This window comes from methane-oxidizing endosymbiont of Gigantopelta aegis, from assembly GCF_016097405.1.
GTDB lineage: Bacteria > Pseudomonadota > Gammaproteobacteria > Methylococcales > Methylomonadaceae > Methylomarinum.
Window position 1 is genome coordinate 1,580,588 of sequence record NZ_JAEHGD010000001.1, and the last position, 14,723, is coordinate 1,595,310.

The 14,723-nt window shown below is 44.3% G+C and carries 16 protein-coding genes and 1 riboswitch; of the genes, 10 read left to right on the forward strand and 6 right to left on the reverse strand.

Annotated elements, in window-relative coordinates:
* Positions 1 to 17: 17 nt before the first annotated feature.
* From hpf to mgtE, 3 genes are all read left to right on the forward strand, one after another.
* Positions 18 to 308, forward strand: coding sequence for a ribosome hibernation-promoting factor, HPF/YfiA family (gene hpf / locus JEU20_RS07910; RefSeq protein WP_198244797.1), 291 nt, complete (start codon positions 18 to 20; stop codon positions 306 to 308).
* 91 nt (positions 309 to 399) lie between these two features.
* Complete coding sequence (gene rapZ, locus JEU20_RS07915; RefSeq protein WP_198244799.1) at positions 400 to 1,260, forward strand: RNase adapter RapZ; 861 nt, start codon at positions 400 to 402, stop codon at positions 1,258 to 1,260.
* 267 nt (positions 1,261 to 1,527) lie between these two features.
* On the forward strand, positions 1,528 to 2,883 hold the full coding sequence (gene mgtE, locus JEU20_RS07920; protein ID WP_198244801.1) for a magnesium transporter: 1,356 nt from the start codon (positions 1,528 to 1,530) through the stop codon (positions 2,881 to 2,883).
* A 235-nt stretch (positions 2,884 to 3,118) separates the two neighbouring features.
* Here mgtE and JEU20_RS07925 read toward each other — a convergent pair whose 3' ends face one another.
* From JEU20_RS07925 to minC, 4 genes are read right to left on the reverse strand one after another with little or no spacing between them, the layout of a single operon-like run.
* Complete coding sequence (locus JEU20_RS07925; protein WP_198244803.1) at positions 3,119 to 3,319, reverse strand: winged helix-turn-helix domain-containing protein; 201 nt, start codon at positions 3,317 to 3,319, stop codon at positions 3,119 to 3,121.
* 24 nt (positions 3,320 to 3,343) lie between these two features.
* Positions 3,344 to 3,610, reverse strand: a complete 267-nt coding sequence (minE, locus tag JEU20_RS07930) for a cell division topological specificity factor MinE (RefSeq protein WP_198244806.1) — start codon at positions 3,608 to 3,610, stop codon at positions 3,344 to 3,346.
* On the reverse strand, positions 3,610 to 4,422 hold the full coding sequence (gene minD, locus JEU20_RS07935) for a septum site-determining protein MinD (RefSeq protein ID WP_198244808.1): 813 nt from the start codon (positions 4,420 to 4,422) through the stop codon (positions 3,610 to 3,612). Before minD ends, minE begins: the two co-directional genes overlap by 1 nt.
* A 19-nt stretch (positions 4,423 to 4,441) precedes the next feature.
* Positions 4,442 to 5,173: a septum site-determining protein MinC gene (gene minC, locus JEU20_RS07940; RefSeq protein WP_198244810.1), complete on the reverse strand. Its 732-nt coding sequence runs from the start codon at positions 5,171 to 5,173 to the stop codon at positions 4,442 to 4,444.
* 292 nt (positions 5,174 to 5,465) lie between these two features.
* Positions 5,466 to 5,584, forward strand: a riboswitch (TPP riboswitch).
* A gap of 31 nt (positions 5,585 to 5,615) precedes the next feature.
* Here minC and thiC point away from each other — a divergent pair.
* Together thiC and dcd are read left to right on the forward strand one after the other, a co-directional pair.
* Positions 5,616 to 7,484 (forward strand): phosphomethylpyrimidine synthase ThiC, encoded by a 1,869-nt coding sequence (thiC, locus tag JEU20_RS07945; RefSeq protein WP_198244812.1) that lies wholly within the window; start codon positions 5,616 to 5,618, stop codon positions 7,482 to 7,484.
* Between the two features lie 133 nt (positions 7,485 to 7,617).
* Positions 7,618 to 8,184, forward strand: a complete 567-nt coding sequence (gene dcd / locus JEU20_RS07950; protein ID WP_198244814.1) for a dCTP deaminase — start codon at positions 7,618 to 7,620, stop codon at positions 8,182 to 8,184.
* 2 nt (positions 8,185 to 8,186) lie between these two features.
* On the opposite strand, the gene JEU20_RS07955 is transcribed toward dcd, so the two are convergent.
* Positions 8,187 to 8,459 carry a YcgL domain-containing protein gene (locus tag JEU20_RS07955; protein WP_198244816.1) on the reverse strand — a complete coding sequence of 91 codons (273 nt, stop codon included), beginning with the start codon at positions 8,457 to 8,459 and terminating at the stop codon, positions 8,187 to 8,189.
* Positions 8,460 to 8,543: 84 nt separating this feature from the next.
* Between JEU20_RS07955 and JEU20_RS07960 the strand changes: the two genes are divergently transcribed.
* From JEU20_RS07960 to tadA, 5 genes are all read left to right on the forward strand, one after another.
* Positions 8,544 to 9,128 carry a CPBP family intramembrane glutamic endopeptidase gene (locus JEU20_RS07960; RefSeq protein WP_198244818.1) on the forward strand — a complete coding sequence of 195 codons (585 nt, stop codon included), beginning with the start codon at positions 8,544 to 8,546 and terminating at the stop codon, positions 9,126 to 9,128.
* 2 nt (positions 9,129 to 9,130) lie between these two features.
* Positions 9,131 to 9,601: a hypothetical protein gene (locus JEU20_RS07965; RefSeq protein WP_198244820.1), complete on the forward strand. Its 471-nt coding sequence runs from the start codon at positions 9,131 to 9,133 to the stop codon at positions 9,599 to 9,601.
* 62 nt (positions 9,602 to 9,663) lie between these two features.
* Complete coding sequence (gene guaB / locus JEU20_RS07970) at positions 9,664 to 11,130, forward strand: IMP dehydrogenase (RefSeq protein ID WP_198244822.1); 1,467 nt, start codon at positions 9,664 to 9,666, stop codon at positions 11,128 to 11,130.
* Positions 11,131 to 11,203: 73 nt separating this feature from the next.
* Entirely contained in the window at positions 11,204 to 12,787 is a 1,584-nt protein-coding gene (guaA, locus tag JEU20_RS07975) for a glutamine-hydrolyzing GMP synthase (RefSeq protein ID WP_198244824.1), read from the forward strand.
* Entirely contained in the window at positions 12,778 to 13,257 is a 480-nt protein-coding gene (gene tadA / locus JEU20_RS07980) for a tRNA adenosine(34) deaminase TadA (RefSeq protein WP_198244826.1), read from the forward strand. Before guaA ends, tadA begins: the two co-directional genes overlap by 10 nt.
* On the opposite strand, the gene mltF is transcribed toward tadA, so the two are convergent.
* Positions 13,252 to 14,721, reverse strand: coding sequence for a membrane-bound lytic murein transglycosylase MltF (gene mltF, locus JEU20_RS07985; protein ID WP_245395151.1), 1,470 nt, complete (start codon positions 14,719 to 14,721; stop codon positions 13,252 to 13,254). The two genes, tadA and mltF, sit on opposite strands and share 6 nt — an antisense overlap.
* Positions 14,722 to 14,723 lie beyond the last annotated feature (2 nt).

The window sequence follows — 14,723 nt, forward strand, 5'->3', positions numbered from 1 at the left end:
AACAACAGGAGTTATTCATGCAAATCAGTGTAACGGGTCATCACGTCGAAATTACCGATTCATTAAGAAATCATGTCGAAGATAAGATCAAAAAATTAAAACGGCATTTTGATAATGTTGTCGATATTCATGTGATTTTGACTGTTGAAAAGCATGTGCAGAAAGCGGAAGCCACCGTACAGATCAGTGGGGCAAAATTATATGCCGAAGATTCACAAGATGATATGTACACAGCAATTGATAATATGGTAGACAAACTGGATAGACAAATTATCAAGCATAAAGAAAAAACCAAAAACCATCGTTAACACCTTTACAGGATAACGTGCGTTTTTTCTATCTACACAATGCTTGTGGTGTTTCCTATTGCGCCACAAGCATTTAAAAATCACTCATTAAATGAAGTTGCTCATCGTCAGTGGCCTTTCTGGCTCCGGGAAAAGTATCGCTTTAGATACCTTGGAAGATTGCGGATATTATTGTATCGACAATTTACCCGTTACCTTGCTTGAAGATTTTATTCGGCATGTCATGCTGGATGATAAAAAAACCTACGAAAAAACAGCCATTGGTATCGATGCCAGAAATAAATCAGAGGCCTTGTTAAAGTTTTCTGAAAATCTGGATTTTATTCGCTCTCAAGGTATCGATTGTGAAGTTTTATATTTGCAATCAGAAGAAAATGTATTGCTGAAGCGCTACAGTGAAACACGTAGAAAGCACCCTTTGACTGATGGGAATAAACCCTTAGTAGAGGCGTTGCGGGCTGAAAAGGATATGTTGCGGCCCATTGCTAAATGCGCTGATATCGTTATTGATACCAGTCATACGCATTATCACCAGCTCAGAGAAATTCTAAAAATCCAACTGGGAGAAGGGCATCAAAAGCAAATGATTATTCAGTTTTTATCATTTGGTTTTAAATATGGCCTTCCGCTTGAAGCTGATTTTGTGTTTGATGTACGTTGTTTGCCTAATCCCTTTTGGGTGACTGAATTACGTGAATACAGTGGTAAAGACCAGCCTGTTATTGAATTTCTACAAAAAGAAGATATGGTGCAACAGTATTTTATGGATGTCCGGAGCTTTGTTGAACGATGGGTGCCACGTTTTGAAGCGGACAACCGTAGCTATTTGACTGTTGCGATGGGGTGTACGGGTGGACGGCATCGTTCGGTTTATCTGGTGGAAAAGTTAACAGGCCATTTTAAATTAAATAACCAAAATGTTATTGCCAGACATCGTGAGTTGCAGCGATAATGGGCATATTTGCTCTTTGTGTACGACAAAAAAACTGCCGGTATGTTGAAGTTTTTATACGGAGAGCGTATCTAAATTCTAGGGCGAGCGAGCAACGCATGGAGCCGTTGCCGGGAGCGATAGCGAAATCTATCAAAATTAGTTTTTAGCTATATTAAGGATAGAAGCCTGCAGTCGAACGTATTTGAGGAATGGTATGATAAATGCCAGGATAAGTTTGCAGGCGCTTTTGATAATCTAAACACCACAGGGCTTTTTAGGATTTTTATGCCAAAAACAGAAAAAAAACAAACTGAATCCTTGTTAGATCGTGCAACTGAAGTACTCAAAACAGGGTCTCAGTACAAAATAAGGGATTTTGTTCATTCATTATTTCCTGCTGAAACAGCCCATATTCTTGAATCATTAGAGCCTGAGCAGCGGAAAAAAATCTGGGCGGTTATTCCACCCAATGTTATGGGGGAAATTCTGGTCAGGGTGAACACCGAAGTTGGCCAGTCCTTATTAAAAATCACCGATCGTAATGATTTGATTAAGGCTACCGCGGAAATGGAATCCGATGATATGGTGGACTTGCTGCAGGTATTGCCGGAGCCATTATTATCGCAAGTTATGGATGCGATCGGTTTACAGGAACGGAGTCGCCTAGAATCAGCTTTAGCTTTTGATGAGCATTCGGCGGGTGGGTTAATGTCCATGGATATTATCACCATCCGCTCTGACGTTAACCTGGATGTTGTCTTGCGTTATTTACGTCAACGGGGGGAAATGCCGCCTAATACCGACAGTTTGATTGTTGTGGACAGGAAAGATCACTTTAAAGGTCTTTTATATTTAGATAAACTTTTGACTGTCGATGGGCATACCAAAGTTGCGGATGTAATGGATGTCAATGCGATAGCGATTCCATATTCCATGCCTGCGCATGATGTTGCGATTATGTTTGAACAACGGGATATGCTTTCAGCGCCAGTTATTTCGGATGATCGACGTGTTTTAGGGCGGATAACCATTGATGATGTGGTCGATATTATCCGTGAAGAAGCTGACCATAATATTATGAGTATGGCTGGCTTAGATGAAGAACAGGATATGTTTGCGCCGGTTTCAGTGAGTGCTAAGCGCCGTGCACATTGGCTGGGAATCAATTTGTTCACAGCCTTTTTGGCATCATGGGTCATTGGCTTGTTCGAAGCAACTCTAGAGCAAATTGCAGCGCTTGCCGTTTTAATGCCAATTGTTGCGAGCATGGGCGGTATCGCAGGAACCCAGACACTGACCTTGGTGGTCAGAGGGTTGGCTTTGCGTCAAATCAGTTCGGCCAATGCGAAGCGGCTGTTTTTTAAAGAAATGGCTGTCGGTGCCATTAATGGTATATTGTGGGCCGTTGTGGTCGCGACAATTGGTGGCTTATGGTTCCAAAGCATGAGTCTTGGCTTGTTATTGGGCGCTGCGATGATTATTAACTTGATTTGCGCCGCATTGGCGGGTGCCGCTATCCCAGTGATACTGGATAAAATTGGCATTGACCCAGCGCTTGCTGGGGGGGTTTTGTTGACAACTGTGACAGATGTTATCGGCTTTATGTCGTTCCTGGGGTTGGCGACGATTTTCTTAATGTAAATAAAGCGTAACTGCTCACCCGGTTGTGTTTTAGCCGGAGTAGGTCATTGATTTATCAGGACACGTGAATACATCCATGTAGTTCTGCATAACATCCCTGTTATGCAAGCCTGATAAATCAACAACCTACACCTGCTTTTTAGAGGGGGTGAGTAGATACAATAAAGCTTTAGTTGCGAAGAGCTTGTGGCTTGGAATGGGTAAGGCGGGTTCGCCTTACCCGCTTTTTAAGTATTTATTTTAAAGACAATAGTTCGCTTCGGCCCTGGGTTTCAAAATTCAGTTTACCTTCTTTTGCCAGCCAGCCTATCGCGCGCTGGGCATCATTACGATTTAATCCAGTTTCTTTAGTGATTTTTGACACACTGGCTTCCCCGTTTTTATCCAGGTATTCCCAAATTTTTCCAGCCGCTTTACCAATTGCAATTTCAGACATGATGACTCCTTAAGTTTAAGATAGTTAGGGTTTTTTTACAGATTCTTCAGGTAAAACAATATTCAGTTCTAATGTTTCTTGATCGGCATCCTGTTCAAGATGAACAGAGATAGCATCTTGATCGACATCAACATATTTTTTTACCACGGCCAACAGTTCTTTCTGTAGTTCAGGAAGATAAGAGGGCTGGTTTCTGGCGTTTCGTTCATGGGCAATCAAAATCTGTAAACGTTCTTTTGCCACTGAAGCGGATTTAGGCTTGGTGGACTTAAAATAATCTAACAGGCTCATCATTTGCTCCTGAATAGCTTGCCAAACAAGCCTTTTTTCTCTTCTTCAATAAATCGATGCGGACGCTCTTCTCCCAGGTAGCGGGCGACAACATCGCTATAAGCTTGTCCGGCATCACTTTGTTCATCCAGGATGACTGGGACGCCAGAGTTGGATGCGTTGAGAACAGACTGAGATTCTGGAATAACACCTAATAAATGTAAAGATAAAATATCTTGAACATCATCAACGCTTAGCATTTCACCTACTTTGACGCGGGCAGGCGAGTAGCGTGTCAATAGCAAGTATTCCTTGATGGGTTCATCACCTTGTTCGGCACGCCGAGATTTGCTGGAAAGAATGCCTAGCATACGATCAGAGTCTCTAACAGAAGCGACTTCAGGGTTAGTGACAACAAAGGCATCATCGGCAAAATACATGGCCAGGTTGGCGCCACGCTCAATACCGGCTGGAGAATCGCAGACAATGTATTTGAAGTCCTTGCTCAGTTCTTCTAGAACCTTGCCTACGCCTTCTTTGGTCAAGGCATCTTTATCTCGCGTTTGTGAGGCGGGGAGAATATACAGTTGGTTGCAACGTTTGTCTTTGATAAGCGCCTGGTTTAACGTTGCTTCCTCATTGATGACGTTGACAAAGTCATAAACGACGCGTCGTTCACAACCCATAATTAAATCCAGATTACGCAAGCCCACATCAAAATCGATAACGGCTGTTTTATGCCCTTTTTTAGCCAGGCCCATGGCTATCGCCGCGCTGGTTGTTGTTTTTCCAACGCCGCCTTTGCCTGATGTTACGACGATTATTCTAGCCAATGGTTTTCCTCCGGGAATATTAAATAGACTCTATGATCAGAGCGTGTTCTTGTAAAAAAATCTGTACGGGTTTGTTAAGATTGTCGGAATCAATTTCATCATTTATTTTGTAATTTCCAGCAATGGAAATCAATTCTGCCTCAAGCCTGGAGCAGAAAATCCGGCTGTTGGGATTGCCTTGTACACCCGCTAAGGCACGGCCTCTAAGTGCGCCATAGACATGAATATTGCCTTCAGCCATAATTTCTGCACCAGCGCTGACGGTTGCCGCAATAATCAGATCGCCACGTGAGTAAATGCGTTGACCTGAGCGGACGGGAGTATTGATAAATTTGTTTTCGACAGGTTCTGCAGGTTGTTCAATTGTCACAGAGGGTTTAAGCGTTTCGACTTTTTTTTCTGAGACAGGATGAGTGACGGCTTGTGATGAGTGGTATGGAATGCCTAACGTTAAGGCTTGTTGGTTTTGTTCGTCGTTTCCACCTCGGATGCCGACCGGTAAAAAATGATTCGTCCGTAATAATTCAATTAAAGTTTGCACATCTAGCGATAAATCATGACTATTGATGTCATGTAAATCAAGCACAATGGGAGAGTGTTTAAAAAAATCCGGCGCTTGGCTTATTTTTTCAAGTAATTGATGCTCAATTTGAGCGAGATTGGCACTGTGCAAGATAAGCACGGGCACATTAAGTGTGGCATTCTTGAATTCCAAAACGGGTTTTGCGGGTTCGCGCGTATCAATCGACATTGATTATAAAAACTGTTACCTGTTAGTGGGTTAAATAATAACATTTGTTGTCCGAAAAATCATAACCTTAATGCAATTTAATGAGCATTTGTAGGGTTGAATTAAAGGTGGTGCATGGACATCACGCCAAAGAAATCAAAGCCAATGGGTTAAGAATGTTTTTGAGATTATCTGTTTTATAGATAGCCTCGTAAAACTGTTAAATTATCAGTAGATTGGAAGGCGTAGTTGGCGTGTTATTTAGACTCACGAACTTGCATTTGTAAGTAATATCCATTACCTTAATCAGTTCACGCAAGGCTAGGGGTGCTTTTATGGTTTTCTCATATGCGAAGACCATAAAAAAGCTGAGACAAACCCTTTGAACCTGAACCGGCTAATACCGGCGTAGGAAAGCCACCTCTTCCCTGCGCTTAACAAATTCATGAATTTGGAGATAAGCATGAGCGCTGTCCGTAATGAAATTACTGGGGATTTAGCCAGTAGTATAAAAATTGATTCCTATCCCGCATCCGAAAAAATTTATGTTCAAGGCAGTCGCCCTGACATCCGGGTTCCAATGCGTAAAATCACACTCTCCGACACCCCTGCCCAATTCGGTGCCGAAAAAAACCCGCCATTGTATGTATACGATACCTCCGGCGTTTATACTGACCCGGATGTTGCCATTGATTTGCACAAAGGGTTAGCGGCAATTCGGGCAGGCTGGATCGAAGAGCGGGGTGATACTGAATTGTTGGATGGGCCAAGCTCTAAGTTTGGACAGGAGCGCCTGGCCGATCCTGAAACGGCAGAGTTGCGCTTTCAATTGACGCGAAAGCCGAGACGGGCGAAATCCGGTGCAAATGTAACGCAAATGCATTATGCCAGGCAAGGTATCATTACGCCGGAAATGGAATATATCGCAATCCGTGAAAATCAAAATATGGAGGAAATGAAAGCCTATTTGAAAGGCCGTCATCCCGGTCAGCCATTAGGTGCCAATATTCCTGATGTCATTACCCCCGAGTTCGTACGCGATGAGGTAGCACGGGGCCGGGCGATTATTCCGGCTAATATAAATCACCCTGAATCGGAACCGATGATTATCGGGCGTAATTTTCTGGTGAAGATTAACGGTAATTTAGGTAATTCGGCGGTGACTTCTTCCATAGAAGAAGAAGTTGAAAAAATGCTCTGGGGTATCCGGTGGGGTGCCGATACCATCATGGATTTATCGACGGGTAAAAACATTCATGAAACGCGCGAATGGATACTCAGAAACTCACCAGTACCGATTGGCACCGTACCGATTTATCAGGCACTGGAGAAAGTAGATGGTAAGGCCGAAGAATTAACTTGGGAAATTTTCCGCGATACTTTGATCGAGCAAGCCGAACAGGGCGTGGATTATTTTACTATTCATGCCGGTGTCAGATTGCATCACGTTCCGCTGACTGCCAAGCGTTTGACCGGCATTGTGTCTCGTGGAGGCTCAATCATGGCAAAATGGTGTCTAGCGCATCATACCGAAAGCTTCCTCTATACGCATTTCGAAGAAATCTGCGACATTATGAAGGCCTATGATGTGTCCTTTTCTTTAGGTGATGGTTTACGGCCGGGGTCAATTTATGATGCCAATGACGAAGCACAATTTGGTGAGCTGGAAACCTTAGGTGAATTAACCCAAATCGCTTGGAAGCATGATGTGCAAACCATGATTGAAGGACCGGGGCATGTGCCGTTACATATGATCAAGATCAATATGGAAAAGCAGCTGGATGATTGTCATGAGGCACCATTTTACACCCTGGGCCCACTGACAACCGATATTGCACCAGGATATGATCATATTACCTCAGCCATCGGTGCCGCTAATATTGGCTGGTATGGCTGTGCCATGCTGTGCTATGTCACACAAAAAGAACATCTGGGGCTGCCAAACAAGGAAGATGTGCGTGAAGGTATCGTGACTTACAAGATTGCGGCTCATGCTGCGGATTTGGCGAAAGGACATCCAGCCGCTCAAGCGCGTGATAACGCGATGTCTAAAGCACGTTTCGAGTTCCGCTGGGAAGATCAATTCAATATTGGTCTGGATCCTGAAAAAGCTCGTTCATTTCATGATGAAACCTTGCCGAAAGACTCGGCTAAAGTTGCGCATTTTTGCTCCATGTGTGGTCCACATTTCTGTTCTATGAAAATTTCACAGGATGTGCGTGATTATGCGGCAGAAAAAGGTTTGGATGAACAGGAAGCCCTGAAGAAAGGAATGGATGAAAAATCCGAACAATTTCTTAAAGAAGGTGCAGACATTTATCGTAAACTCTAACAAAGAATAGACGGCAGGCGTTCTGAATCTCACTGTCATTAAAGTCTTTAAGGTGCATTTTTGAAATTGGAAATGCTTTATTTGATGACAGCGACTCAGCGCCTGCTTTCCTTTATGTTAATTGAGCAAAAAAATGGGAATAAAAGCAGATAAATGGATCCGGCGCATGGCAGAGCAACACGCTATGATCGAGCCGTTCGAACCGAACCAGGTTAGGGAATCCGAACAGGGTCGGATAATCTCTTATGGTACATCGAGTTATGGCTATGATGTGCGCTGTTCTGATGAATTCAAAATTTTTACCAACATCAATTCCGCCATCGTTGATCCTAAAGATTTTGCCGAAGACAGTTTTGTAGATGTTCAGTCCGATGTCTGCATTATTCCGCCGAATTCGTTCGCATTAGCCCGAACAGTCGAGTATTTCCGGATTCCGCGGGATGTGCTGACGATTTGTTTAGGGAAATCAACCTATGCTCGATGTGGCATTATCGTCAATGTTACACCACTTGAACCCGAATGGGAGGGACATGTGACATTGGAGTTTTCCAATACGACGCCTTTGCCGGCAAAAATATATGCGAATGAAGGTGTTGCTCAAATGTTGTTTTTTACCGGCGATGAGGTTTGCGAAACATCGTATCTTGATCGTGGTGGCAAATATCAAGGTCAGCGCGGCGTTACCTTGCCTAAGGCCTGAGTCTAATGTAACGGACTGTTCTTCAGGTTAATATTGGCTGTGATCGGGGTGGGTGGCATTTGAATGAAAAAGCCTTTTTCTGTCAGGCTTTGCATGACCTGATTGACATCCACTCTGGCTAACGTGCGTTCCGGAGCCAACGCCAACGCCATAACAAATTCCAGTCTCCCCAAGCTTTCGAGTAAGGTTTCGGGGACCTCAGAAAAATCATCTTTTTGTTTGATGTACAAATAAAGCTCATCTTTCTTCAGGCTTTTGTAGATAAAACACTGCATTTTATTTCAACAATCATGGTTTAAAAGCGTCTATTTTAACAGCTTCGGGTAAAATAGGGCTTTTCTCTGTCGCGTTAAATAACCATGACTGAAAATTCTGAAAATTTTTTCAAATCAGCCTGTCTTTTTGAGGCATCACTGATTTTAGTCGCCCTGTTTTTAGGCTGGATTGCAGACATCAATCCTTTTGTTGCACTGTATTTTTCAGAGCAAGCTGTGTTTTACGGTATCATCGGCACCGTGCCGTTGTTTTTGTTGTTTATTGTCATGCAAAACTTGCCGTATGCTGAGGTGCAAAAAATTCGCCGTTTGTTGCTCGATACTTTGGGTCCCGCTTTAAGTCATTGTAATTGGGCGGATTTTATGGTGTTGGCCGGTATTGCGGGAGTTGCCGAAGAAATTTTGTTTCGCGGTGTCTTGCAGCCCTGGTTTGAGAATCATTGGGGGCTAAATGGTGGATTACTGTTAAGTAATCTGATTTTTGGTCTGGTTCATGCGGTAACACCTGTCTATTTTGTGATTGCAACATTGGTCGGAATCTATCTGGGCCTGTCTCTGGACTATGGCGGTGAACGGAATCTTTTGACCCCCATTATCATTCATGGGCTATATGATTTTTTGGCCTTTATGGTCATTATCAAGGCCTATAAACGCGAGCAGGGAGTATAAGTATGGCGGAAAATAAGGAGCTAAGAAAACACTGGTGGGTTGTTTATAGTGTTGTTTTGACAGTATTGATCTATAACCTGATTTGTCACTATTTTGATGCACAGATTCAGTATGATTTAGGGGAGGAGCAGCGCGTGTTGATTCGAACGTTCCTCTATATTGCGGCTATTGTGTTATTACCTTTAACTAACCTGCTTCGATTTGTATTGATACGTCTCAATCAAACCATGCCAGGTGATAAATCAGCCGAAGATCGTTATTTTATAACGATTGTATGGACTCAACTGGTGATTGAACTGATTGCCAGCTTCGGCTTGATTATGTTTATTTTGGGGGATGGATACAATACGTTGTATATTTTTAGTGTTATCGCTTTATTAGGTGCGGGCCTACATCGTCCTAAACAACAAGATTTGGATGGTATCAAAGTGGCGCTGCAAACACAGCATGATGTGCCTAAGGCCAAGCGATGAATTGTTGATTATGTTTGTATTTTGCTATAATGAAAAGTTAACAAAAAACTCAAGGTACTGACATGCAAGTGATACAGGAAGCGCTCACATTTGACGATGTTTTGCTGGTGCCGGCACATTCAACGGTGTTACCTAGGGATGTGGATATGGCGACTCAGCTTACGCGAAACATTAAATTGAATATCCCCCTGGTTTCGGCAGCGATGGATACCGTTACCGAAGCCCGCCTCGCGATTGCCATGGCTCAGGAAGGCGGTATCGGTATTATTCACAAAAACATGACGGCTAAAAAACAGGCAAAGCAAGTCAGTCAAGTTAAAAAATATGAAAGCGGTGTCATTAAAGATCCAATAACGGTGACTTCTTCGGCAACGGTTCGGGATGTGATCGAATTGACGCGTAAAAAAAATATATCCGGCGTACCTGTCGTCGATGGAGAGTCATTAGTCGGCATTGTGACCAGTCGGGATCTACGCTTTGAAACGCGCTTAGATGAGCCGGTTGCTTCGGTCATGACGCCAAAGGATAAACTGGTTACCGTTAAGGAAGGCGCTGACCCTAAACAAGTCATTGCCTTGCTGCATCAACACCGGATTGAAAAAGTTCTGGTCGTTAATGATGATTTTCATCTGCGCGGTCTGATTACGGTCAAGGATATTCAAAAAGCCAAGGATTATCCTAACGCTTGTAAAGACAGCCAGGAAAGATTGCGTGTCGGTGCTGCGGTGGGTACCGGAGCGGGTACGGAGGAACGGGTGCAAGCCCTGGTCAATGCAGGTGTCGATGTGATTGTCGTCGATACGGCGCATGGTCATTCACAAGGCGTACTCGACCGGGTGCGCTGGGTTAAACATAATTTTCCGGATTTACAGGTTATTGGCGGTAATATTGCTACCGCTGAAGCGGCTAAAGCATTAGTTGAAGCGGGCGCCGATGGCGTTAAGGTCGGGATCGGGCCGGGGTCAATCTGTACTACGCGTATTGTCGCTGGCGTTGGCGTACCACAAATTACGGCAATCAATAATGTTGCTGAAGCATTGAAAGATACTGATGTGCCGTTAATTGCCGATGGCGGTATTCGTTTCTCCGGCGATGTCGCCAAAGCTTTAGCGGCCGGTGCGCATTGTGTGATGCTAGGCAGTATGTTTGCCGGGACAGAAGAAGCACCAGGCGAGGTTGAGCTTTATCAAGGTCGGTCATATAAATCCTATCGCGGCATGGGCTCTTTAGGTGCGATGTCGCAAAAACAAGGCTCCAGCGATCGTTATTTTCAGGAAGAGGCCGACAGCGTCGAAAAACTGGTGCCAGAAGGCATTGAAGGCCGTGTTCCTTATAAAGGCACATTGCTGACCATTATTCATCAATTATTAGGGGGTATTCGTGCCAGCATGGGTTATACCGGCAGTGAAAATATCGAGATGATTCATCAAAAAGCACGATTTGTTAAAGTGACCAGCGCCGGTATGCGTGAAAGTCATGTGCATGATGTCACGATTACCAAAGAAGCACCGAATTATCGCTTGTCATAAGCAGCATCCAAACCCGGTGACAAAAGGGCTCGAATGAGCCCTTTTATTATTTAACTTTTAAGAGACGATTGACGTGACACAAGCAAGCAATATCCATTCCGACAAAATTCTGATTCTGGATTTTGGTTCCCAATACACCCAATTGATTGCCCGACGCATTCGCGAAATTGGGGTCTATTGCGAAATTTACTCCTGTGAATGTAGTGAAGACGAGATTCGTCGCTTTGCGCCTAAAGGCATTATTTTGTCCGGTGGCCCGGAAACAGTGACGAGTCATGAAACCCCGCGTGCGCCGCAATATGTTTTTGAGGCTGGTGTACCGGTATTGGGTATTTGCTATGGCATGCAAACGATGACCGAACAATTAGGCGGCAAGGTTGAGGCTTCCGAGCATCGCGAATTTGGTTATGCTCAGGTGCGTGCGCATGGGCATTCGCGTTTGTTAATCAATATAGAAGATCATACCTCCGAGGAAGGCTATGGCTTATTAGATGTATGGATGAGCCACGGCGACCGGGTGACTGAAATGCCCGAAGGTTTCAAATTGATCGCCAGTTCAGAGGGTGCCCCCGTTGCCGGTATCGCCAATGAAGAAAAAGCGTTTTATGGACTGCAATTCCATCCGGAAGTCACACATACCAAACAAGGCGGACGTATTTTAAAACGCTTTGTCATCGATATTTGTGGTTGCGAGGCATTATGGACCGCCAGCAATATTATCGAAGACAGCATAGCCGCCGTGCGTAAAAAAGTAGGTAGCGATAAAGTTATCTTGGGGCTTTCTGGTGGTGTGGACTCCTCCGTTGTGGCCGCATTATTGCATGAAGCGATCGGTGACCAGCTCACTTGTGTTTTTGTTGATACCGGACTTTTGCGTTTACACGAAGGTGATCATGTCATGGCGACCTTTGCCAAGCACATGGGCGTTAAGGTGATTCGGGTCGATGCTGAGAAACGCTATCTAGATGCCTTAGAGGGCGTGACCGATCCTGAGGCAAAACGTAAAATCATCGGTAATCTCTTCGTCGAAATTTTTGATGAAGAAGCATCTAAGTTGACCGATGCAAAATGGTTGGCGCAAGGAACTATTTATCCCGATGTCATTGAATCGGCTGGCGCTAAAAGCGGTAAAGCGCATTTAATCAAATCACATCATAATGTCGGCGGCTTGCCTGAAAATATGAAACTGAAACTGGTTGAACCTTTACGCGAATTATTTAAGGATGAAGTTCGAAAGATTGGCGTCGAACTTGGATTACCTGCCGACATGGTGTATCGCCATCCATTTCCGGGGCCAGGATTAGGGGTTCGAATCCTGGGGGAAGTTAAAAAAACCTATGCCGATTTACTACGCCAGGCCGATGCGATTTTTATTGAAGAATTGTATAACCATGATCTTTATGACAAAGTCAGCCAAGCATTTGCTGTTTTCTTGCCAGTCAAGTCAGTCGGCGTTATGGGCGATGGCCGTCGCTACGATTATGTCATTGCACTTCGGGCAGTCGAAACCATTGATTTTATGACGGCACGGTGGGCGCATTTACCATACGATTTCCTTGATCTGGTCTCTCGCCGAATTATCAATGAAATCAATGGTATTTCCCGAGTCACTTATGATATTTCAGGTAAACCTCCGGCCACCATTGAATGGGAATAACAGCCGAAGATGAAGCCTGGATGCGATATGCCATTCGACTGGCCGAACGCGCTGAACAACGTGGAGAAGTGCCGGTTGGTGCAGTTTTAGTAAATGCGGCGGGTGAGTGTGTGGCAGAAGGCTGGAACAGTCCCATTTTGCATCATGATCCCAGTTGTCATGCTGAGATAATGGCAATCCGGCAAGGAGGCAAAACGTTAGAAAATTACCGTTTAATCGACACCACGCTGTATGTTACATTAGAGCCGTGTGTGATGTGCATGGGGGCCATTATTCATGCGCGAATTCAACGGCTGGTATTTGGTGCTTTTGATCCTAAACGCGGCGCGGTATGTCATGCCTTGCAGTTGGCTGATGCTTCCTTTTTAAATCATAAGGTTGTTTGGCAGGGCGGGGTGCTGCAAGAGGCTTGCAGTGAATTGTTGACGGATTTTTTTAGATCTAAACGGCGGCAGAGAACACAATCATAAAACTGGGCTTGTCACGTCCAGTGCCTTGTTCGGGGGGAGTTCAATTTCTTTTTCTTTTTCAATCATGACGTTTTTCTGAATTTGATCGTCTTTGGTCAACCAAATCAGTAGATCATAATAACTGCGGATATTTTCGACATAACGTACCGGTTCTCTCCCGCGCGCATAACCATGTTTGGTTTTTTTGTACCACTTGGGTTTGCTGAGTAAGGGGAGTATTTTTTTGACATCAAGCCATTTGTCCGGATTCTTGCCCATTTTCTGAGCCAAAATTCTGGCGTCCTCTAAATGACCAAAACCAATATTATAGGATGCCAGCGCGAACCAGATGCGATCGGGTTCAGGAATTCGGCTGGGGATTTTTTGTAAGCGTTGTTTAAAGTAGCGGGCGCCACCGTCAATACTTTGAGCCGGGTCAAGCCGGTTTTTTATTCCCAGTTGCCTGGCTGTGGCTTGGGTAAGCATCATCAGTCCCTTGACACCGGTGGGTGAGACAGCTTTAGGATTCCAGTGCGACTCTTGGTAACTGATTGCGGCCAAAAAGCGCCAATCCAGCTGATATTTTTTTGCCGTAGCCTTAAAAAGTGCTTCGTATTTTGGCAAGCGTTCTTTTACATGTTTGCGAAAGGTGCAATTCCCAACATAATTTAGGTTGTTGATATGGCCATAATGTTTTTCCAACAAGGCTTTTAATGTACCATCCTGTTTGATTTTCTGAAAAAAACGTACGATTTCCTGGTATAAACTGTCATCATCAGACAGTGGCAAAGCCCAGGCTAAATGTTGAGGTTCGGCCAAATTAAATGCGATATTGAGTTTGGGATAATAGCTGCGGATAATCGCGGCTTGATGAGAATCGGCAATGGTGAAATCGATCAGACCGACATTGACTAAATACAATAAACCATCGCTGTCTAGTTTACTGTTTTCTTGCCATTCGAGCTTTGGATATTGTTTTTTTAACCGGTTCAATGTGGCCACATGGCTGCTGCCTTTAACTACTTCTAATATACCCTCGCTCAAATCGGCAATGGTTTTGGGGCGTTTGTAGCGGTAAACGACTTGTTCGGTAATGGTTTGATAGGGTGGGGCGAAACGCATTTTTTGTTTGCGTTCTTCGGTGACGGTCAGGCCGGCAGCGGCAATATCGGCTTTGCCTGCCGCAATATCCTGCAAGATAGCGTCAAAACTGTCAGGGAAGATAAATTCTACCTCGACCTTTAATTGTTTGGCGAATAGCTGAACTAGGTCATACTCTAGTCCGGTTAGACCTTCGGGGCCTTCATAATAGGTTGTGGGGTCCTGTCGGGTAAGGACTTTCAGTACCCCCGTAGAACGAATTTGTTCCAGTTTATTAAACCCCAAATGTTGGCTGGAATGATTTTCACAGGCAACCAGTGTCAATAAAACAAGGCCAATGATTAAAATTAGAAAGGCGTTGCGCTGAATATGTACGGCGGGCAAAT

Coding starts and splice junctions, on each gene's coding strand:
- hpf (WP_198244797.1), top strand. CDS start 18: ATGCAAATCAGTGTAACGGGTCATCACGTCGAAATTACCGATTCATTA.
- rapZ (WP_198244799.1), top strand. CDS start 400: ATGAAGTTGCTCATCGTCAGTGGCCTTTCTGGCTCCGGGAAAAGTATC.
- mgtE (WP_198244801.1), top strand. CDS start 1,528: ATGCCAAAAACAGAAAAAAAACAAACTGAATCCTTGTTAGATCGTGCA.
- JEU20_RS07925 (WP_198244803.1), bottom strand. CDS start 3,319: ATGTCTGAAATTGCAATTGGTAAAGCGGCTGGAAAAATTTGGGAATAC.
- minE (WP_198244806.1), bottom strand. CDS start 3,610: ATGAGCCTGTTAGATTATTTTAAGTCCACCAAGCCTAAATCCGCTTCA.
- minC (WP_198244810.1), bottom strand. CDS start 5,173: ATGTCGATTGATACGCGCGAACCCGCAAAACCCGTTTTGGAATTCAAG.
- thiC (WP_198244812.1), top strand. CDS start 5,616: ATGAGCGCTGTCCGTAATGAAATTACTGGGGATTTAGCCAGTAGTATA.
- dcd (WP_198244814.1), top strand. CDS start 7,618: ATGGGAATAAAAGCAGATAAATGGATCCGGCGCATGGCAGAGCAACAC.
- JEU20_RS07955 (WP_198244816.1), bottom strand. CDS start 8,459: ATGCAGTGTTTTATCTACAAAAGCCTGAAGAAAGATGAGCTTTATTTG.
- JEU20_RS07960 (WP_198244818.1), top strand. CDS start 8,544: ATGACTGAAAATTCTGAAAATTTTTTCAAATCAGCCTGTCTTTTTGAG.
- JEU20_RS07965 (WP_198244820.1), top strand. CDS start 9,131: ATGGCGGAAAATAAGGAGCTAAGAAAACACTGGTGGGTTGTTTATAGT.
- guaB (WP_198244822.1), top strand. CDS start 9,664: ATGCAAGTGATACAGGAAGCGCTCACATTTGACGATGTTTTGCTGGTG.
- tadA (WP_198244826.1), top strand. CDS start 12,778: ATGGGAATAACAGCCGAAGATGAAGCCTGGATGCGATATGCCATTCGA.